Below are 20754 nucleotides of genomic sequence, written 5' to 3' on the forward strand. Positions count from 1 at the left end.
CCTGGCGGGTGACTTCTGCCGGAGATCCGAGTGTCCATCCACGTCGCCCTCAACCACGTCACCCACTACCGCTATGACCGTCCCGTCAGCCTGTCGCCTCAGGTGATCCGGCTGCGTCCCGCGCCACACTGTCGCACGCGCATCCTGTCGTACTCGATGCGGGTCGAGCCGGTGGTGCACTTCATCAACTGGCAGCAGGATCCGTTTTCCAACCACCTGGCCCGCCTGGTGTTCCCGGAGAAGACGACCGAGTTCAAGATCACCGTTGATCTGGTGGCCGAAATGGCCGTCTACAACCCGTTCGACTTCTTTCTCGAGCCGCACGCCGAGCACTATCCGTTCACCTACGACGCAGCCTCGCTGCATGACCTGCAGCCTTATCTGGCCAAGGTGGAGCCCGCGCCGGCCTTCCAGGCCTTCCTCGACAGCATAGAAGTGCCTGGTGCCGACGAGGTGCGCACCATCGATTTTCTGGTGGGGCTGAACCAGCGGCTGCAGCGCGAGATCGCCTACACCATCCGAATGGAGCCCGGCGTGCAGACGCCGGAAGAGACACTGACGCTGAAGTCCGGCTCATGCCGTGATACCGGCTGGTTGCTGGTGCAGGCGCTGCGCCACATGGGGCTGGCGGCACGCTTTGTGTCCGGCTATCTCATCCAACTCAAGGCCGATGTGGCCGCACTGGATGGCCCGTCAGGTACGGAGGTTGATTTTACCGACCTGCACGCCTGGTGTGAGGTTTTTCTACCGGGTGCGGGCTGGATCGGGCTGGATCCGACCTCGGGCTTGCTGGCCGGCGAGGGCCACATTCCTGTGGCCTGCACGCCCGACCCGACGGGGGCAGCCCCCGTCACGGGCGCGGTGGACGAATGCGAATGCGAGTTTGATCACCACATGGCCATCACGCGCATCTACGAGAGTCCGCGCGTGACCAAACCGTATACCGATGCCCAGTGGCAGGCGGTGGATGCGCTGGGCCGGGCAGTCGATGCGCAATTGCAGCAAGGCGATGTGCGCCTGACCATGGGCGGCGAGCCCACTTTTGTATCCGTGGACGACCGCGATGGTGCTGAGTGGAACACCGACGCCCTCGGCCCGACCAAGCGGGGCCTGGCGACCACACTCGTGCACAAACTGCGCGCCCGCTATGGCGAGGGCGGGTTTCTGCACTTCGGCCAGGGCAAGTGGTATCCCGGCGAACAGTTGCCGCGCTGGGCGCTGTCGATCTTCTGGCGAGCCGATGGCCAGCCATGCTGGCATGACCCCTCGTTGTTCGCCGACGAGCGCAACAGCGTGCACTACACCACCGAGGACGCCAAGCTGTTCATCGACACCCTGGCCACCCGGCTCGGCGTGGGGACGGCCCACGTGCAGACGGGCTACGAGGACACTTGGTACTACCTGTGGCGCGAGCGTCGACTGCCGGTCAACGTCGACCCGCTCGATGCCCGGCTCGACGATGAGCTCGAGCGCGTGCGCCTGCGCCGCGTGTTCGACCAAGGGCTCAACCATCAGGTCGGCTATGCGCTGCCGCTCAAGCGCGACTGGGGTGTCGGCACGGTGGGCCCGCGCTGGATCACCGGGCCGTGGTTCTTTCGGGACGAGCGCATGTACCTGATCCCGGGCGATTCGTCCATGGGCTACCGGCTGCCGCTGGATTCCTTACCCTGGGTAACACGGGGGGACTACCCGTTTGTGCATGCCCACGATCCCTTCTCGCCCAAGGAGGCCTTGCCCGATGCGGGGCAACTGCGCGCCCAGTACGGCGCCCACCAGGTCGGAGGCGGGTTTGCCGAAGGCGGCACCGTGACCCAGCAGGCGCTGGGGCTGCGCCACGGTGCCAGCGAAGGCGTCAATGGTGAGTGGGGCAGCCTGCCAGCCAATCCATCGGCGCACCTGGGGCAAGGCCATCCAAGCAGCGCCAGGGCGACCGTGGCGCCGGACAAACGCCCCGAGCGCTTCGAGTCGGCCCATTGGATCACCCGCACGGCCTTGTGCGTGGAAGTGCGCAACCCCGACCGGGCCAGCGGCCCCAAGGTCGAGACCGAGGGCCCAGGCGGGGGCGTGATGTATGTGTTCATGCCGCCACTGAGCAGCCTGGACGACTACCTCGACCTGCTTGCCGCTGTTGAGGCCACTGCGGCCGAGCTGGGCATGCACATCGTGCTGGAAGGCTATCCGCCCCCACGCGACCCGCGGCTGAAGGTGCTGCAGGTCACGCCCGATCCCGGCGTCATCGAGGTGAACATCCATCCCGCGCATGACTGGGACGAGTTGGTGGACCACACCGAGTTCCTCTACCAGGCCGCACACGAAACGCGGCTGTCCACCGAGAAGTTCATGGTCGACGGCCGCCACACCGGCACGGGGGGCGGCAACCACTTCGTGCTGGGCGGGGCGACGCCGGCCGACAGCCCCTTCCTGCGCCGGCCTGACCTGCTGGCGTCGTTGTTGACCTTCTGGCACAACCATCCTTCTCTGTCCTACCTGTTCTCGGGTCTGTTCATCGGTCCGACCAGTCAGGCGCCGCGCATCGATGAGGCCCGCACCGACCAGGTGTACGAAGTCGAGATCGGCCTGAAGGAGATCGAGCGACAGCTGGCCATCTGGGGTCAGTGTCCGCCTTGGCTGATCGACCGTACGCTGCGCAACCTGTTGATCGACGCGACCGGTAACACCCACCGCAGCGAGTTCTGCATCGACAAACTGTACTCGCCGGACGGGCCGACCGGCCGCCTGGGCCTGCTGGAGCTGCGTGCGTTCGAGATGCCGCCGCACGCCAGGATGAGCCTGGTGCAGCAACTGCTGTTGCGTGCGCTGATCGCCTGGTTCTGGCGCGAGCCCTACACCGGCCACGGCGCGCAGCGTTTGACCCGCTGGGGCACTGCCTTGCACGATCGCTTCATGCTGCCGGCCTTTGTCGAGCAGGATTTCGCCGACGTACTGGCCGAGCTCCATCAGGCCGGCTACGCCTTCGAGCCTGAGTGGTTTGCGCCGCATCTCGAGTTCCGTTTCCCCTTCATCGGCGACATCGCCGTCGGCGGGCTGAGGTTGACGTTGCGCAACGCGCTGGAGCCCTGGCACGTGATGGGCGAAGAGGGGGCGCCGGGTGGTACCGTGCGCTACGTGGACTCGTCGATGGAGCGCGTCGAAGTGCGGGTGACCGGCCTCAACGGCAACCGCCATGTCGTCACGGTCAACGGCCATGTGTTGCCGCTGCACCCCACCGGGCGCGTGGGCGAGTTCGTTGCGGGGGTGCGTTATCGGGCCTGGCAGCCGCCTTCTTGCCTGCATCCCACCATCGGCGTCGACGCACCGCTGACCATCGACGTCGTCGACAGCTGGCTGCAGCGTTCGATCGGCGGGTGTCAGTACCACGTCGCTCATCCTGGCGGTCGCAACTACGACACCTTCCCGATCAACGCCTACGAGGCCGAGAGTCGTCGGCTGGCGCGCTTCTTCCGCATGGGCCACACGCCGGGCAAGATGCTGGTCAAACCCTTGATGCCGGGCATCGAGCATCCGCTTACACTGGATTTGCGGCGCGCCAAGACGGCGGCCTGACGCCGGTTGCCTGAATGTCTTCCTCCCTGCAGTTGTTTGATGATCCCGTTCCCGCGCCTCAGGTGGCGCAGGATCTGCTGCGCCGCGCCCGGCCTGCCGATGGGGGCCACCATGACGAGCTGCGTGAGGAAGACGGCAGCCTGCGTGCACCCTGGCGGCAGTTTGCGGCCCATCTGGGAGCGCCGCTCGACGATCTGGAGCGTCGTCGCGAGTTGCTCAGTCGGCAGATCAGGGAAGACGGCGTCACCTACAACGTCTATGGCGATGCGGGGCCGAGCCGGCCTTGGTCGCTTGATGTGCTGCCTCGCATCGTGGACGCCCAGGAGTGGCGCGCACTGGAGCGGGGCGTGGCACAACGCGCGCGGCTGCTCAACGAGATCCTGCTTGATTGTTACGGCGAGCAGGCGCTTCTGCAGCGCGCCATGCTGCCCGCCGCGCTCGTGCTGGGGCACCCTGGCTACACCCGCGCCCTGCATGGTGTGCGCCCGCCAGGCGACGTCTACCTGCATGTGATGGCCTTTGACTTGGTGCGGGGCCCCGACGGGGCCTGGTGGGTGGTGTCGCAGCGCACGCAGGCGCCCTCGGGGTTGGGCTATGTGATGCAGAACCGGCTCATCGTCTCTCGGCTTTTTCCCGAGGCTTACCGCCAAATGAGCGTGCAGCACCTGGCCGGAAGCTACCGGCGCATGGTGGACAACGTCAGCCGGCTGGCCGCCGCCTGCAGTGGCCAGGAGGCGCCCAGGTTGGCGCTGCTCACGCCTGGTCCGTTCAACGAGACTTACTTCGAGCACGCCTACCTGGCCCGTTACCTCGGCCTGCCGCTCGTCGAAGGCGGCGATCTGGTGGTGCGTGACGAGCGCGTGTTCCTCAAGACCGTGCAGGGGCTGGAGCCCATCCATGGCTTGCTGCGCCGACTGGACGACGATTTCTGCGACCCGCTCGAGCTGCGCGCCGACTCCACGCTGGGCGTGCCCGGTCTGATGCAGGCGGTACGGGCGGGCAACGTGGTCCTTGCCAACGCGCTGGGCACCGGCTTTGTCGAGTCGCCTGCCATCCATGGCTTCCTGCCCGCTTTGTCAGAGCACCTGCTGGGCGAGCCGCTGGCCTTGCCTTCGCTGCCTACGTGGTGGTGCGGCGAGGCGGCCGTGTGGGGCGCCGTACAGGACGAGCTGGTCGAACATGTGATCCGCCCGAGTTTTCCGCTGCAGGCGACGGTCGGCTTCGGGCACGATGCGTTGCGCGCGGGTGCAGATGCGGTCGTGGCGCGCACGCTGACCGAGCCGCAACTCGCGGCCTGGCGCGACCGCATCAGCCGCCGGCCTGCCGATTACACGCTGCAGCGCTTCCAGCCCTATGCCCAGACGCCGGTGTGGGACGGTGGGGTGGTGCGCATGCGCAGCGCCTCGCTGCGCGTGTATGCGCTGGCCGATGGCGAGGGCGGCTGGCATGTGCTGCCCGGCGGCATGACGCGCATCGCCACACGCGACTCCGGACCGGTTTCGATGCAACTGGGTGGATCCAGCCTCGACACCTGGGTGTTGACCGAAGGGCCGGTTGACACCTTCTCGATGCTCAGCCGCGGCTTGCGGCTGGATGATCTGGTGCAGCGCCAACGTCCGGTGGCCAGCCGCACCGCCGAGAACCTCTTCTGGATGGGGCGCTACACCGAGCGGGCTGAGTTGCAACTGCGACTGGTGCAGGCGTTGGTCGACCTGCGCGCCAGCGACGACGATCCCCATCCCGCGTCCCTGCTAGCCCTGTCGGCCTTGTTTCACAGCAACGGGTTGGTGCCCAGCGGCGTGCCCGATCTGGTGAAGTCGCCACGCGTGTTCGAGCGTGCTGTGCTTGATGCGCTGCAGGACGAACAAGCCGGCGGCGGCGCGTACAGCATCGGCTTCAACCTGGCCGCCATCGAGCGCGCGGCGCAGGCGCTGCGCGAGCGCCTGTCGCCCGCGCATGGCCGCCTGCTGCGCCAGATGCGCGAGGATTTCCAGCAGCAGTTGGCGGCAATGGCACCGGGCGAGCCGACCTCCGGGACGCCCCTGCCGAGCGACCCTTCGGCCATCCAGGATGCGCTCGATCACCTCGCCACCCTGCTGTCGGCCGCCACGGGCGCCCAGTCCGACCGCATGACGCGCGATGCTGGCTGGCGCTTGCTGACGGTAGGGCGGCTCACCGAGCGTCTTGTGGCCCACACCGGCATGCTCAAGGCGTTCTGGGAGGCAGGGGCTTTGAACCAGCCGCAGGGCTTTGACCTGCTGCTCGATCTGTTTGACAGCGCCATCACCTTCCGCGCCCGGTTTCAGCGGCGGCTTGAGACGCCGGCCCTGCTGGCGCTGCTGGTGCTGGATGAGGCCAACCCCCGCGCGCTGGCCTGCGTGCTTCGTCGCCTGCGCACCGAGATCGGCAAGCTGCCTGCGCGCGGCATGGAGACGGCCGATCTGCTGGCGCTGCTGCCACATCAGGGCGTGGGTCTGGGCCTGCCGGAGCTTTGCGACCCCGCTCGCGGTGACGACGCTGTGATGGGCATGCTCAACCGCTTGCTGGACGCCGGCTGGCGCCTGTCAGACGAAGTGGGGCGGCTGTACTTCGCCCACGCCGAGCCCAACGATGCCATGGTGAGTGCATGACCACGCTGCTGCCAGATGTGCCCGCCGCATCCGAGGTCGCCCGCCTGACCGTCGAACACGAGACCTGCTACGAGTACGCGCAGCCGGTCGACCAGGCGCAGCACATCGCCTGCCTGCGGCCGCTGAGCGATGCCGGACAGACGCTGCTGCAGTTCGACATGGCCGTCTCGCCTGCGCCAGCGCAGCACAGCCTGCGGCGCGATGTGCATGGCAACAGCCGCGCCTACTTTGCGCTGCACGCGCCGCACCATGAACTCAAGGTGGTGGCCCGCAGTGTGGTGGCGGTGCGCGAGCGCTATGCAGGACTCGACCGTGAAGCGGGCCCCCGGTGTGCCGACGTGCGCGAGCGCCTGGTCTACCGCGCGCAGGCGCCATTTGTGCCCGCCAGCGAGTTCCTTTTCGCCTCGCCTTATGCGCCCGTGCAGTCCGAGCTCAAGCGCTATGCCGACGTGTCGCTGCGGCCTGAGCGTCCGCTGGTGGCGGCAGTGCTCGACCTGATGCACCGCATCCATGCGGATTTCGAGTATGCCCCCGCGTCGACTGACATTTCCACGCCGGTCGTGGAAGTGCTGCGTCAGCGCAAGGGCGTCTGCCAGGACTTCGCCCATCTGATGATCGCCTGCTTGCGCTCATGGGGACTGGCGGCGCGCTACGTGAGCGGCTACCTGCTCACCCAGCCGCCGCCCGGCCAGGCCCCGCTGGTCGGGGCCGACGCCTCGCATGCTTGGGTCAGCGTCTGGGTGCCCGGTCTGGCGCACCAGACTGCGGGCGAGTGGCTTGATCTGGATCCCACCAATGACTGTGTCCCGGGACGGCACCACGTCCGCGTGGCCCAGGGGCGCGACTTCGGCGACGTGACGCCCCTGCGGGGAGTGATCCGAGGCGGCGGTCGGCACACGCTTTTGGTGCGCGTTACCACCCGGCTGCAAGACATACCGGGTAGCCCGGCTGTTTGAACTGCACCAAAGTGGTGACAAACTGCCCCGATTGGTGGCAGGATGCCTTGGGCGCGCCCGAAACCTGTGCCACATCCGCTTGCCTTGCTCACAAGCTGGCACAGTCCATGCATCTGCCAGGGTGACCGCAGCTACTTCACCCGGTTCGGGGATCCTCGATGCGATTTTTCGACGAGATGCACACAGGTGGCGCCGAGGTGCGCGCCCACTACAAGACCTACGATCGCTGGCTGGGCCGTCAGCCCGCCGAACAGATGCGGTCGCGGCGCGAAGAAGCGGAGATGATCTTCCGCCGTGTGGGGATCACCTTCGCGGTCTATGGCGACAAGGACGAGGACGGCTCGGGCACCGAGCGCCTCATCCCCTTTGACCTGATTCCGCGCATCATCCCCGCCGCCGAGTGGCGCGAGATGGAAAAGGGGCTCAAGCAGCGTGTCACGGCGCTCAACCGTTTCCTGCAGGACATCTACCACGACCAGGAAATTCTCAAGGCCGGCGTCATCCCGGCCGAGCCGGTGCTCCACAACGCCCAGTTCCGCAAGGAGATGATGGGGCTGAACGTGCCCGGCGGCATCTACTCGGTGATCGCCGGCATCGACATCGTGCGGGCCTGCAACCCTGACGGCAGCGGCACCTACTACGTGCTGGAAGATAACCTGCGCGTGCCCAGCGGCGTGAGCTACATGCTCGAGAACCGCAAGATGATGATGCGGCTCTTTCCCGAGTTGTTCTCGGAGCACCGCGTGGCGCCGGTGGCGCATTACCCTGACCTGTTGCTCGACACGCTGCGCGCCGTGGCGCCGGCCGGCGTCAACGAGCCCACCGCCGTGGTGCTCACGCCCGGCATGTACAACTCGGCCTATTTCGAGCACGCCTTCCTGGCCCAGCAGATGGGGGTCGAGCTGGTCGAGGGGCAAGACCTCTTCGTCAAGGACGACTTCGTCTACATGCGCACCACCCGCGGTCCGCAGCGCGTGGATGTCATCTACCGCCGCGTGGACGACGACTTCATGGACCCCGAGGTCTTCCGCAAGGACTCGACGCTGGGTGTGGCCGGGCTGCTGCGCGCTTACCGAGCCGGCAACGTGACGCTGGCCAATGCCTTTGGCACCGGGATTGCCGACGACAAGTCCATCTACCCGTACGTGCCCAAGATGATCGAGTTCTATCTGGGCGAGAAGCCGATCCTGCAAAACGTGCCCACCTACATCTGCCGCGAGCCCGATGACCTGAAGTACACGCTGGACAACCTGGCCGAGCTGGTGGTCAAGGAGGTGCACGGCGCTGGGGGCTACGGCATGCTGGTGGGCCCCGCGGCCACCAAGGACGAGGTTGAAACGTTCCGCAAGGTGTTGCTGGCCAACCCGAGCAACTACATTGCGCAGCCCACGCTGTCGCTGTCGACCTGCCCCACTTATGTGGAAAGCGGCATAGCGCCGCGCCACATCGATTTGCGGCCGTTCGTGCTGTCCTCCGGCAAGGAGGTGCAGATGGTGCCCGGCGGGCTGACCCGCGTGGCCCTTAAAGAGGGCTCGCTGGTGGTCAACAGCTCTCAAGGCGGCGGCACCAAGGACACCTGGGTGCTCGAAAACTAGGAGGGCCAGCCATGCTCAACGAGCGCATCGAAACGCGTCTGCCGCCCCATCTGCTCACCCACACCCCGGGCCCCGCACGCCGACGGGCCGCCCATCTGGAGACCAAGCCCATGCTGTCCCGTACTGCTGACCACCTCTTCTGGATGGCCCGCTACATGGAGCGCGCCGAGAACACCGCGCGTCTGCTGGACGTCAACTACCAGACCTCGCTGCTGCCGCAGTCCAGCGAAGCGGCCCTGACGGGCTGGCGCGGCCTGTTGAGCATCAGCGAGCTGAGCGGCGAGTACCAGGCCAAGTACGATGGCATCACCGCGCGCGACGTCATGACTTTCATGGTGAGCGACCCCGGCAACCCGTCGAGCATCTTCAACTGCCTGCGCGCGGCGCGCGAAAACGCCCGCGCGGTGCGCGGCGCACTGACCACCGAGGTTTGGGAAACCATGAACCAGACCTGGCTGGAGTTCAACCGCCTGCTCAAGAGCGGCGCATTGGCCAAGGACCCAGCCGAGTTGTTCGAGTGGGTGAAGTTCCGTTCACATCTGTCGCGCGGCGTGACGCTGGGCACCATGCTGCAGGACGAGTCCTTTCACTTCCAGCGCATCGGCACCTTTCTCGAGCGTGCTGACAACACCGCTCGGCTGCTCGATGTGAAGTTCCATGCGCGCAACACCGAGTACTTCGGCACGGGCGTGGGCAACGAGGCCAAGGAAGTCGACTTCTACCACTGGTCGGCCGTGTTGCGCTCGGTGTCGGCCTTCGAGGTCTACCGCAAGGTCTATCGCAACGTGATCCGGCCCGAAAAGGTGGCCGAGCTGCTGATCCTGCGGCCCGACATGCCGCGTTCCTTGCTGGCCTGTGTCAACGAGGTGGTGGCCAACCTCGAAGCCGTGGCCAACGACCACAGCGACGACACGCTGCGCCGAGCGGGCCGCTTGCGGGCCGACCTGCAGTTCGGTCGCATAGATGAGATCGTGGCCACCGGCCTGCACGCCTACCTGACGCAGTTCCTCGACCGGGTGAGCGACCTGGGCTATGGCATCAGCCGCGACTTCCTGATGCCGGCTTGATCGCCGAACTGGCTCAGCGCGACGGCAGCGGCGCGTTGAGCATGGCCTCGGCGAACGCCGTGCCCAGCACCATGGCGCCGGCCTCGGTCGGATGGTTGGTGTCCCAGAACAGGTGGCGGGTCGGATCAGCGCACACGGTGCCAGGCAGGCCCATGTAGGCCGGCGTGTAGCAGGGGGTCGTCACGTTGTAGCCCTCTGCTGCGGCCTGCGCCACCCGCTGCTGCGAGTAGGTGTAGGTGGGGAAGCTGCGCACGGTGGCGTCCGGATACTGCCTGGCGAAGTTGCGCAACATGGCCTGGACGGCTTGTGCCAGTTCGCTGCTGCGCGCCCGTGAATCGGTCATGTAGGTGCGTTGCAGCTTCGCATGCTCGCGCGCGGAAGGCGTGATGCTCAGGTCGGGCATCTCGGGCACGAAGAAATGGCGCGCCCCGCGTTTGTACAGCGTGGTCATGCCCTGCTGCAGGTTGGCCGTGACGCTCCAGACGGTGGAGCGCAGGTAGATGTTGTTGCCCCAGTAGAAGTCATCCGGGCCGGTCCACAACACGTACAGCGCGTTGCCGTCGGCCCGTGTCCAGGGGGTGCCCAGGTTGGCGATGTAGTCATCGATCTGCTTGAGCATGCCATGCTGCAGCGCCAGCAGGGGCAACAGGTTGCCGCGCCCCGACTGGCCACCGCCAAAGGCGTAGTTCAGCAGCGGGCGGTTCAGCGCATTGCTCATGACCTCGACCACCACCTGCCCATCGGCAAAGCGGCCCCGGTCGTTGGGCGCAGTGGGGAAGCCCACGCCACCGATCTTGCGCGTCACCTCGAACATGTTGCCGGTGTCGCTCATGCTGTCGCCGAACGAGATCACCTGCGTGTAGCTGTTCGGGATGGTGATGGCCGGGGGCCGCGGCGGTGTGGCGCGAGGCGTCAGGCGTGGCGCGCGGTTCAGCGCGTACTGCCGCCATGCTTCGGCGTAGGGCGACAGAAAGGGCGCCCCCAGGTCGATCAGCGATTGCCACGTCCTCGGGCCTGCGGTGGCCGTGAGGTACACCGTCTCAGGTGTGGCGACCACGTCGACGGCGGTCAGGAAGGCAAACGGGATGGGATCGGTCGTCAGCGCGTGGGCCGGGCGCGGGGCCAGCGTGCCGCCAATGGTCAGGGCCGCCAGGGCCAAGGACAGCAGGGCGGGTCGGACGGACGACGGAATGGAAACGGACATGGCAGGGGCTCCGCAACAGGCTCAATCGGATGGTGTGCAATGCAATCCGTTGAGCGTGCCATGTCGTCGCGGCGGCGTCTTGTACAAAGCCCGCCGCCTCAGGGAAACACCGGCCACCCGCTTGAGCGTGACCGGCATCGCCGCTGGGTCAAGGGGCTGACGAAGCTGGTGGAGCGCGTCAGCCTGGTGCTGTCACTGCGACGGGGGCACGTAGCCTTGCACCTGCTCGGCGCCGGCGCCGAAGAAGAACTGCTCCATCTGGCGGGCCAGATACTGGCGCGCCCGGGCATCGGCCAGATTCAGCCGGTTTTCATTGACCAGCATGGTCTGGTGTTTGATCCAGAGTTGCCAGGCTTCCTTGCTGATCTCGTTGTAGATGCGCTTGCCCAGTTCGCCCGGGTAAGGCGGGAAGTCGAGTCCGTCAGCTTCCTTGTTGAGGTGCTTGCAATGAATGGTGCGTGCCATGGTGAATCAGAGTCAGGTTTACTTCAGTTGCTTGACCAGCACCTGTGAGCGCCGGTCCCATTTGTAATGGCGCTTGCGGGCCTCGGGCAACCAGCTCGGGTCGACCGGTGCGAAGCCGCGTTTGATGAACCAGTGCATGGTACGCGTGGTCAATACAAACAGTGTCGACAGGCCCATTGCGCGCGCGCGCTGTTCGATGCGCTTGAGGATGCGTTCGCCGTCGCCCTGGCCTTGCACGGCCGGCGATATCGTGAGCGCGGCCATCTCGGCCGTGCCTGCCTCGGGGTAGGCGTGCAGGGCAGCGCAGCCGAAAATCACGCCATCGTGCTCGATCACGGTGTATTGCGCGATGTCGCGTTCGATCTCGGTGCGGCTGCGTTTGACGAGCGTGCCGTCCTGCTCGAAGGGCTCGATCAGCTGCAGGATGCCGCCCACGTCGTCGGGCGTGGCCTCGCGCAGGCTTTCCAGCTTCTCGTCAACGATCATGGTGCCCACGCCGTCGTGGGTGAAGACCTCCATCAGCAGCGCGCCATCGACCTTGTACGGGATGATGTGAACCCGCTCGACGCCGCCTTCGCTGGCCTTGACTGCGTGTTGCAGGTAGAAGGCTGTGTCGGTGGGCTGCAGCGGGTTGGGCAGCGCGGCGAGCAGACGCTTGGCGTCGGCCAGCGCGAGCTCCTGGTCGATCTCTTCGTCCGGATCGTGCTGGCGTGCCTCAAGTTCGGCTGCGCGGGCCGGATGCGCCACGATGCTTTGCAGGATGCCGCGCACCTCGGTCACGAACACCAGCTTGTCGGCCTTGAGCGCAATGGCGGCGCTCGTGGCCACGTCTTCCATGCTCAAGTTGAAGGCCTCGCCGGTGTGAGAGAAGCCAAATGGCGACAGCATGACCAGCGCCCCGGTATCCAGCGCGCGGCGCACCGCCATGGCGTCGATCTTGCGCACCAGGCCGGTGTGCATGAAGTCCACGCCGTCGACGATGCCCACTGGGCGCGCGGTGACGAAGTTGCCCGAAATCACGCTGATCGAGGCACCGGCCATCGGGGTGTTGGGCAGACCTTGCGAGAACGCCGCCTCGATTTCGTAGCGCAGCTGGCCGGCGGCCTCTTGCGCGCAGTCGAGTGCGGTCTCGTCGGTGATGCGCATGCCGTGGCTGAACTTCGAGCTGTGGCCCTTGGTGCGCAGTTGTTCCTCGAGCTGAGGACGGAAACCGTGGGCCAGCACCAGGCGGATGCCCATGGCGTGCATCAGGGCCAGATCCTGCACGAAGGCGGCCAGCTTGCCAGCGGCGATCAGCTCGCCCGTGAGGCCGACAACAAAGGTCTTGCCACGGTGCGCATGGATGTGGGGTGCCACCGAGCGAAACCAGGGCACGAAGAGATGAGGAAAGACCAGATCCATGCGCTTGCAGACGTAATCAATCCTCAATGGTACGGGATCGCGCGCCAGGGCGCCGCCGCCGGCATGCGGATCAGCGGCTTGGGCGACGGTCGAACCAGGGCTGGGCCTGCTCCAGCTGGGCGGCCAGCTGCAGCAGCGTGCCTTCGCCATCCAGCGGGGCGACGAACTGCACGCCCAGGGGCAGGCCGTCGGGCGTCCAGTACAGCGGCACCGACATCGCGGGGCGGCCGGTCAGATTGGCCAGCTGGGTGTAAGGCGTCCATCCCAGGTTGTGCAGCACCGTGGTCTTGAAGGCCGAGGTGTTGCGCAGGTAGCCGGCCAGGCCCACCTTGGCCACCATGTTGCTGAGCTGCTCCAGGGCCCAGGGCGTCTTCAGTGCGTTGATGGCCACGGGCGGCGCGCTCAGCGTGGGGCTCAGCCACATGTCGTGCGTGGCGTGGAAGCGCGCCAGTGCGCGGATGTGGTCGTTCCAACGCGCCTCGCACGCCAGCAGCTCCACGGCCGAGACGCTGCGCCCCACCGCCGCCATCATGCGGGTGTCGGGCTCGAAGGCGTCCTCACCGGCCTGGGTTTCGGCCTGCACGACGGAGACCAGCAGCGCCTGCGCGCAGAACCACGCCAGCAGAAAGTCTTCGGCCAGCTGTACGCCGTTGAAGGGGCAGGGCACCTCTTCCACGTCATGGCCCAGGCTGCTCAACAGGCGCACGGCGTGGTCCACGGCCTGTTCGGCCTGCGGGTCGACGGGTGTGCCGATGGGCGAGGCTTTTGTGTAGCCGATGCGCAGCGAGCGCGGTGGGCGACGGATCAGTTCGGCGTAGGGCTGCGCCGGGGCGGCCATGTGATACGGCGCGTGGGGCTCCGGGCCCTGCAGCACATCGAGCATGGCGGCGCTGTCGCGCACGCTGCGCGAGACGATGCCTTGCACGGCGGCGCCGTTCATGCCCTCGGCCATCATCGGGCCGATCGAGATGCGGCCGCGCCCGGCCTTCAGCCCGAACAGGCCGCAGGCCGCAGCGGGGATGCGGATGGAGCCGCCACCGTCGTTGGCGCCTGCCATGGGCACGATGCCGGCTGCCACGGCGGCAGCCGAACCCCCGGACGAGCCGCCGGGCGTGTGATCAGGGTTCCAGGGGTTGCGCGCCGGCCCCCATGCGAGCGGCTCGGTCACGTTGCGTGCGCCGAACTCGGGGGTGTTGGTCTTGCCGAAGATCACCAACCCGGCCTGTTGCCAGCGGCGCACCACGTCGCTGTCTTCGGGGGCGGGCGTCTGCATCAGCGCCCTGTTGCCGCAGGACGAGGGCAGCCCGGCCATGTCCTGAAACAGGTCCTTGACCAGAAAGGGCACGCCGGCAAAGGGGGCTTGCGGGTCGATCGGGCCGCGCGCGGTGGCGCGTGCCCGATCGTCGAGGCGGCGCACGATGGCGTTGAGCGCGCGTGTGGCGTCGGCGCGCTCGATCGCGGTCTCCAGCAACTCGCTGGGGTGGACTTCGCCCTGGCGGACGAGTTGGGCCAATCCGGTGGCGTCGTGCCGAACGTAGTCATCAAACTGCATGGTGAAAACCTGGCTCGTGGAAGCACACCGCCGGATAATGCGGCACTTTTGCCGATTGTCATCCCCCTTGTTTCCCGTGTTGCCTGCCATCACCTTTCCGGAAAGCCTGCCCGTCAGCGGCAAGCGCCATGAGATCGAGGCCGCCCTGCGCGACCATCAGGTCATCATCGTCTGCGGTGAAACCGGCTCGGGCAAGACCACGCAGTTGCCGAAGATCGCGCTGGCCATGGGCCGGGGCGGCTGGGGTCAGGTGCGCGAGCATGGCAAGCGGCCCAAGCTGATCGGCCACACCCAGCCGAGGCGGATTGCGGCCTCCAGCGTGGCCAAGCGCATCGCCGAAGAGCTCAACACGCCTTTGGGCGAGGTCGTGGGCTACAAGGTGCGCTTCCAGGACCGGCTGCAGCCTGGCGCCTCGGTCAAGCTGATGACCGACGGCATCCTGCTGGCCGAAACCCAGGGCGATCCGGACCTCAAGGCCTACGACACCATCATCATCGACGAGGCCCACGAGCGCAGCCTCAACATCGACTTCCTGCTGGGCTACATTCGCCAGCTGCTGCCGCGCCGGCCGGATCTCAAGGTCATCGTCACTTCGGCCACCATCGATGCCGAGCGCTTCGCCAGGCACTTCGAATCAGCCAAAGGGCCTGCACCGATCATCCTGGTGTCGGGTCGGCTGTTTCCGGTCGAGCAACGCTACCGCCCGTTCGAAGAAAGCCGCGAGTACGGCCTGAACGAGGCCATTGCCGATGGCGTGGACGAGCTTTGGCGTGAGGGCAGTGGCGACATTCTTGTCTTTCTGCCGGGCGAGCGCGAGATCCGTGAAGCCGCTGACCACTTGCGCAAGCACCTGGCCCATGAGCGCATCGTGGCCGAGGTGTTGCCGCTGTTTGCGCGCCTTAGCCAGCAAGAGCAAGACCGCGTGTTCCAGCCGGGCAATGGTCGGCGCATCGTGCTGGCCACCAACGTGGCTGAAACCTCGCTCACCGTGCCCGGCATTCGCTATGTGATCGACAGCGGCAGCGCGCGTGTCAAGCGCTACAGCTTCCGCAACAAGGTCGAGCAGCTACAGGTCGAGCCGATCAGCCAGGCGGCGGCTAACCAGCGCGCTGGCCGTTGCGGCCGGGTGGCCAACGGCATCTGCATCCGTCTCTACGACGAGAAAGACTTCAACGCGCGCCCGCGCTTCACCGACCCGGAGATCCTGCGCAGCTCGCTGGCCGGGGTGATCCTGCGGATGAAGTCGCTGCATCTGGGGCATGTGGAGGACTTTCCCTTCATCGAGCCGCCGCTGCGCAAGGCCATTGCCGATGGCTACCAGTTGCTCAACGAGCTGGGCGCGGTCGACGACGACAACCAGATCACCAAACTGGGCATGGACCTGGCCCGCCTGCCGCTTGATCCGCGTGTGGGCCGCATGATTCTGGAGGCCAAGGACCGTCAGGCCCTGGCCGAGGTGCTGGTGATCGCCGCTTCCTTGAGCGTGCAGGACGTGCGCGACCGTCCCATTGACCAGCAACAGCAGGCCGACACCAAGCACAAGCAGTTCGACGACGAGAAGTCGGAGTTCATGGGCACGCTGAAATTGTGGAAGTGGCTGGACGAATCGCGCGGCGGGCATGGGCACCACGAGCCGGGTGCGCCAGAGAAACACAAGCTCAGCCACCGCAAGTACGAAGCCCTGCTGCGCGACAACTACATCAACCCACGCCGCGTGCGCGAGTGGAAGGACGTCTACAACCAGTTGCACACCGTGGTGGCCGAGCACCACTGGCGCCTTAATGGCACGCCCGCGACCTACGAGCAGGTGCACCTGTCGCTGCTGGCCGGCCTGCTCGGCAACGTGGGTTGCAAGAGCGACGATGACGAGTGGTACCTGGGCGCGCGCGGCATCAAGTTCTGGAAGCACCCAGGCGCCAACCTGAGCAAGAAGCCGGGGCGCTGGATCCTGGCGGCCGAGCTGGTCGAGACCACCAAACTGTATGGCCGTGGTGTGGCCAACATCGATGCGCAGTGGCTGGTCTTCATGGGACAGCACCTGCTGAAGAAGCAGTTGCTCGAGCCGCATTGGGAGAAGAAGGCCGCCGAGGTGGTGGCGCTGGAGCGCGCCACGCTCTATGGTCTGGTTGTTTACAACAACAAGCGCGTCAACTACGGCCTGGTCAACGCGCGCGAGGCGCGCGAGATCTTCATCCGCGAGGCCCTGGTGGGGCAGGAGTGGGACACGCGCCTGCCCTTCCTGGCGCACAACCGCAAGCTCATCAGCCAGGTCGAGCAACTCGAACACAAGTCGCGTCGGCAGGACGTGCTGGTCGACGATGAATTGATCTACGCGTTCTACGACGCGCAGATCCCGCCCGAGGTGATGAGCGGTCACAGCTTCGAGCGCTGGTACAAGCAGGCGAGCCGCGAGAACCCCAAGCTGCTCTACCTCAGCAAGGAAGAGCTCATGCGCCATGAGGCCGCGGGCATCACCAGTGCGGCCTTCCCCAAATACATCCGGTTGGGCGGTGTGGACTGCGCGGCAGCCTACCTGCATGAGCCGGGCGATGCCCGGGATGGCGTGACGGTGACCGTGCCCATCTATGCGCTCAATCAGGTCAGCGAAGAGCGCGGCGAATGGTTGGTGCCGGGCATGCTGAAAGACAAGGTGCTGGCGCTGGTCAAGAGCTTGCATCAGAAGCCGCGCGCCCGGCTGGTGCCGTTGCCCGACTACGCCGAGGGCTTTGTGCAGTCGGCCGAGTTTGGCCAGGGCAGCCTGATGGACAGCTTGCTCAAGGCCGTGCGCGACCGGACCCAGCTGGATGTGAAGCGCAACGACTTCAAGCTGGACATGCTCTCGCCCCACCTGTTCATGAACTACCGCGTGGTGGATGAACATGGCCGACAGCTGGGCATGGGCCGCAATCTGCCGGCGCTCAAGGCTGAGCTGGGCGCACTGGCGCGTGGCGCGTTTCAGGCGCTGGCGGCGCTCAAGGCCAAAGAGGTGGTCGCGGCAGGCGATGCTGCGGCGCCTCAGTCTCCTTTCCCTTCGATGCCTTCGACGCCTTCGGTCAAGGTGGCAAAGGGCCCAGCCGCTGGCACGAGCCCCGACAAGCGCGCCGGCGACGCGCCCGCCGCGTCGGCCAGCACGCCGCTGACCGACTGGACCTTCGGCGAGCTGCCCGAGCTGATGGAGATTCAGCGCGGTGGCCACACGCTAATCGGCTTTCCGGCTTTGATCGACAAGGGCGCCCACGTCGAGATCGACATCTTTGACGAGCCCGATGTGGCCGCGGCCCGACACCGCGCCGGCCTGCGGCGGCTCGTGGCCCTGCAGATCAAGGAGCCGCTGAAGTACCTCGAGAAGAACATCCCCGATCTGCAGAAGATGGCCATGGCCTACATGCCGCTGGGCACGGCCGACGAGTTGCGCGACCAGATCATCGAGGTGGCGCTGGACCGCGCTTATCTGTCAGACCCCTTGCCCACCGATGCCACCAGCTTCAAGGCCCGTGTCGAAGAGGGTCGCACCCGCCTGAACCTGATCGCGCAGGAGGTGGCCCGGCTGGCTGGCACGGTGTTGACCGAGTACGCGGCGGCCGTGCGCAAGCTCAAAGACGCCAAACCGCCGAAGGACGTGGCGGACGACATCGCCGCGCAGCTTCAGCGCCTGATGCCCAAGCGCTTTGTGAGCCAGACGCCGTATGCGCAACTGCAGCATTTCCCGCGCTACCTGAAGGCCATCACGCTGCGGCTGGACAAGCTCAAGGGCGATCCGGCCCGCGATAGCCAGCGCATGACCGAGTTGCGGCCGCTGGACCAACGCTACACACGGCGCCTGGCCGAGCGCAAGGGCACCCACGATGCACGGCTGGACGAGTTTCGCTGGCTGCTGGAAGAACTGCGCGTCAGCCTGTTCGCGCAGGAGTTGCGCACGCCCCAGCCCGTGAGCCTCAAGCGGCTGGAGAAGGCCTGGGCTCAGTTGGGCGCTTGAGCGCCAGTCAGCGTGGCCGCGATGCGCCGCGCCAAGGCCTGGTTCAGCCGGCCCATGGCGTCAGCCTGGCCGGATGGGCTGTCCACCGCGACCGGCTCGCGCAGTTGCCATTGCTGGGCGACCGGCGGTTGGCCGGGTACGACGCGCTCCCATTGCACCAGGGCCACGACCTCGCGCTGCGCCCGTACGTAATCCAGCGCCTGGTAGCTCACCCAGACGCTGCCGGGCGTGGCCGAGGGCCGGCAAGGCGCTTCGCACACGGTGCCAGGGGGCATCGCGGCGGACAGGTGCTGGCTGAGATGGCGGCCCAGGTTCACCTCCAGCCGTTCAGCCCAGCGCACGTTGGGCCATTCGGCGAGCACATGGGGCGCATCGCGGAAGCGCACCTGCGTGGACTGCAGATACTCAGGCACCCGCACGCGTTGCACGATCCAAGTGACCGCGTCGGCGCTCAAGGCCCCGGCGGGGGAGCTGCGTTCAGGTGCCACGGGCAGTGTGGGCAAAGACAGCCACGCCCGGGGAGGGGGCGGCTTCGCGCAACCGGCCAAGGCCAGCGCCAGCGCAGCCGTCGTCAAAGCGAGCCGCGTCGCCAGAGGCGAACGGGGTGAGGTGCGCGTGGTCATTGGCCGTCTCCTCCAAACAACAGCACATTGGGCTTGCGATCAAGCTGATCGGCAAACGAGCGCAGGCTGCGGCTGGTCTGTGCCAGATCGGCCAGCGCGGCCTCCAGATCCGCCCGCACCGGGGCGCCGGGCGCGCTGATCTCCACCAACTGGTTCATGGCCAGCTGGGCGCTGTCGGCCGCCTGGCGCGTGCGCTCCAGCGTGGCCTTCAGTTCGGGCTGCACGCCCTCGACCGTGTGGCGCGATGCGTCGGCAAGCTGCTGCACCGACTGCAGTGTCTGGTTCGTCTGGCCCTGCAGCGTGGTCAACACGGTCGACACTGTGGCGAGGGTTTCGCGCGCCTGCGCGGCGGTCTCGCGCAGATCTTGGCTGCCGGATTGCAGCGTGCGCTGCGTCGTCTGCAGCGTCTGGTCCAGCGTGTCGAGCGTGCGGATCATGCGCGCCATCAGGTCGGCCACCGGCAGTTCCTGCACCTGCGCGATCAGCGCGTCGAGCTTGTCCTGAACAGTGGGTATTTCGGGCAGGCGGCCAGACGCAGCCTGCAGGGTGGCCGGCGTGTCTGCGCGGAAATCCAGCTCCACCCCCATCTGCCCGGTCACGAAGCTCTGGATGAACAGCCGCGCGCGCAGCCCGCGCTTGACCAGTTCGCGCAGGTCCAGCGGCGCATCGGGGTTGTGGCGGTCTTCGATGCGCAGCGCGTCGGTCGTGCTCAGGCTGAGCTCGACCGGAATGCGCGTGGCCAGCGTCTGGCGGTCGACCTCGACGCCAATGCGCGTGACCTCGCCGATCTTGACCCCTCGGAAGGTGACAGGCGCGCCCACATACAGCCCCTTGACGCTGCCGCCGAAGTAGACGACCGCCTGGTGGTTGCGATTGAACCAGTCGCTGCGGCCGACGCTCAGGATCCCGGCGACGATCATCGCCACCGCGGCCAGGGCAAACGCGCCGACCCAGAAGGCATGTCGCTTCATGTTGTCTCCACCTCCTTGCGGTGCATGAAGGCCTGCACCGTCGGGTGCATGACCTCGTCGCGCAACGTCGCGGGCTTGCCACGGGCGATCGGGCGCTTGGTGGCGGCATCCAGAAAGATTGCGTCGTCCACGATGCCATAGATGCTGGGCAGCTCGTGTGTCACGATGACGATGGCGGCCTGTGTGCGCTCGCGGATGGACAGGATCAGCTCGTCCAGCCTCACGGCGTTGATCGGGTCCAGGCCGGCCGAGGGCTCGTCCAGATACAGGATGCGCGGTTGTGTGGCAATGGCGCGGGCCAGTCCCACGCGCTTTTTCATGCCGCCGCTGAGGTCGGCTGGCAGCCGGTTGCGGGCCTCGGCCATGTCGACCCAGCCCAGCACTTCCATGGCGCGGGCCTCGCATTCGTCGGCCGGCCACTTCATCAAGTGCGACATGGGCAGCATGACGTTCTCCAGCACCGTCATCGACGACCACAGGGCTGAACTCTGAAACAGCATGCCCATGTGGGATCGCATGGCATCCCGTGCGGTGTCGCTCGCATGCCAGTAGTCCTCGCCCTCGAAGCGCACGCGGCCCGCAGAAGGCGCCAGCAGGCCCACCAGGCTCTTGAGCACCGTGCTCTTGCCGCAGCCGCTGCCGCCGAGGATGCCGAAGATGGTCCCGGCTTCGATTTCGAACGACACATCCTGCTGCACCAGCCGCGAGCCGTATTGCAGACGCAGATCTTCGACCACCAGCAGGCTCATG

13 protein-coding genes are annotated in these 20754 nt (G+C 66.7%); 6 read left to right on the forward strand and 7 right to left on the reverse strand.

Annotated elements, in window-relative coordinates; translation table 11 throughout:
• Window positions 1-30 precede the first annotated feature (30 nt).
• The 5 genes from GTZ97_RS14350 to GTZ97_RS14370 all read left to right on the forward strand — a co-directional run bounded on the left by GTZ97_RS14350 (window position 31) and on the right by GTZ97_RS14370 (window position 9812).
• Window positions 31-3564 (forward strand): transglutaminase family protein, encoded by a 3534-nt coding sequence (locus tag GTZ97_RS14350; protein ID WP_161651330.1) that lies wholly within the window; start codon window positions 31-33, stop codon window positions 3562-3564.
• Window positions 3565-3578: 14 nt separating this feature from the next.
• A complete protein-coding gene (locus tag GTZ97_RS14355; RefSeq protein ID WP_161651331.1) occupies window positions 3579-6194 on the forward strand; it encodes a circularly permuted type 2 ATP-grasp protein in 2616 nt (871 codons plus the stop codon).
• Window positions 6191-7150, forward strand: coding sequence for a transglutaminase family protein (locus GTZ97_RS14360; protein WP_161651332.1), 960 nt, complete (start codon window positions 6191-6193; stop codon window positions 7148-7150). Before GTZ97_RS14355 ends, GTZ97_RS14360 begins: the two co-directional genes overlap by 4 nt.
• A gap of 158 nt (window positions 7151-7308) precedes the next feature.
• Window positions 7309-8745 carry a circularly permuted type 2 ATP-grasp protein gene (locus GTZ97_RS14365; protein ID WP_161651333.1) on the forward strand — a complete coding sequence of 479 codons (1437 nt, stop codon included), beginning with the start codon at window positions 7309-7311 and terminating at the stop codon, window positions 8743-8745.
• Window positions 8746-8855: 110 nt separating this feature from the next.
• On the forward strand, window positions 8856-9812 hold the full coding sequence (locus tag GTZ97_RS14370; protein WP_161651360.1) for an alpha-E domain-containing protein: 957 nt from the start codon (window positions 8856-8858) through the stop codon (window positions 9810-9812).
• A 13-nt stretch (window positions 9813-9825) separates the two neighbouring features.
• Here GTZ97_RS14370 and GTZ97_RS14375 read toward each other — a convergent pair whose 3' ends face one another.
• From GTZ97_RS14375 to GTZ97_RS14390, 4 genes are all read right to left on the reverse strand, one after another.
• Window positions 9826-11016, reverse strand: a complete 1191-nt coding sequence (locus tag GTZ97_RS14375; RefSeq protein ID WP_161651334.1) for an SGNH/GDSL hydrolase family protein — start codon at window positions 11014-11016, stop codon at window positions 9826-9828.
• Between the two features lie 192 nt (window positions 11017-11208).
• Window positions 11209-11481: an oxidative damage protection protein gene (locus GTZ97_RS14380; RefSeq protein ID WP_161651335.1), complete on the reverse strand. Its 273-nt coding sequence runs from the start codon at window positions 11479-11481 to the stop codon at window positions 11209-11211.
• Window positions 11482-11499: 18 nt separating this feature from the next.
• Complete coding sequence (gene argA / locus GTZ97_RS14385) at window positions 11500-12882, reverse strand: amino-acid N-acetyltransferase (RefSeq protein ID WP_161651336.1); 1383 nt, start codon at window positions 12880-12882, stop codon at window positions 11500-11502.
• A 70-nt stretch (window positions 12883-12952) separates the two neighbouring features.
• Window positions 12953-14434, reverse strand: a complete 1482-nt coding sequence (locus tag GTZ97_RS14390) for an amidase (RefSeq protein WP_161651337.1) — start codon at window positions 14432-14434, stop codon at window positions 12953-12955.
• A 37-nt stretch (window positions 14435-14471) separates the two neighbouring features.
• On the opposite strand from GTZ97_RS14390, the gene hrpA reads away from it, so the two are divergent.
• The gene (gene hrpA / locus GTZ97_RS14395; protein WP_161651338.1) at window positions 14472-18410 is read left to right on the forward strand and encodes an ATP-dependent RNA helicase HrpA; all 3939 of its coding nucleotides are present in this window, start codon (window positions 14472-14474) and stop codon (window positions 18408-18410) included.
• Here hrpA and GTZ97_RS14400 read toward each other — a convergent pair.
• From GTZ97_RS14400 to GTZ97_RS14410, 3 genes are read right to left on the reverse strand one after another with little or no spacing between them, the layout of a single operon-like run.
• Window positions 18395-19033, reverse strand: coding sequence for a PqiC family protein (locus GTZ97_RS14400; RefSeq protein WP_161651339.1), 639 nt, complete (start codon window positions 19031-19033; stop codon window positions 18395-18397). The genes hrpA and GTZ97_RS14400 overlap by 16 nt on opposite strands.
• Window positions 19030-20004: an MlaD family protein gene (locus tag GTZ97_RS14405; protein WP_161651340.1), complete on the reverse strand. Its 975-nt coding sequence runs from the start codon at window positions 20002-20004 to the stop codon at window positions 19030-19032. Before GTZ97_RS14405 ends, GTZ97_RS14400 begins: the two co-directional genes overlap by 4 nt.
• Window positions 20001-20753 carry an ABC transporter ATP-binding protein gene (locus GTZ97_RS14410; protein ID WP_161651341.1) on the reverse strand — a complete coding sequence of 251 codons (753 nt, stop codon included), beginning with the start codon at window positions 20751-20753 and terminating at the stop codon, window positions 20001-20003. Before GTZ97_RS14410 ends, GTZ97_RS14405 begins: the two co-directional genes overlap by 4 nt.
• Window position 20754 lies beyond the last annotated feature (1 nt).

It is taken from the genome of Aquabacterium fontiphilum, assembly GCF_009909205.1.
GTDB lineage: Bacteria > Pseudomonadota > Gammaproteobacteria > Burkholderiales > Burkholderiaceae_C > Aquabacterium > Aquabacterium fontiphilum.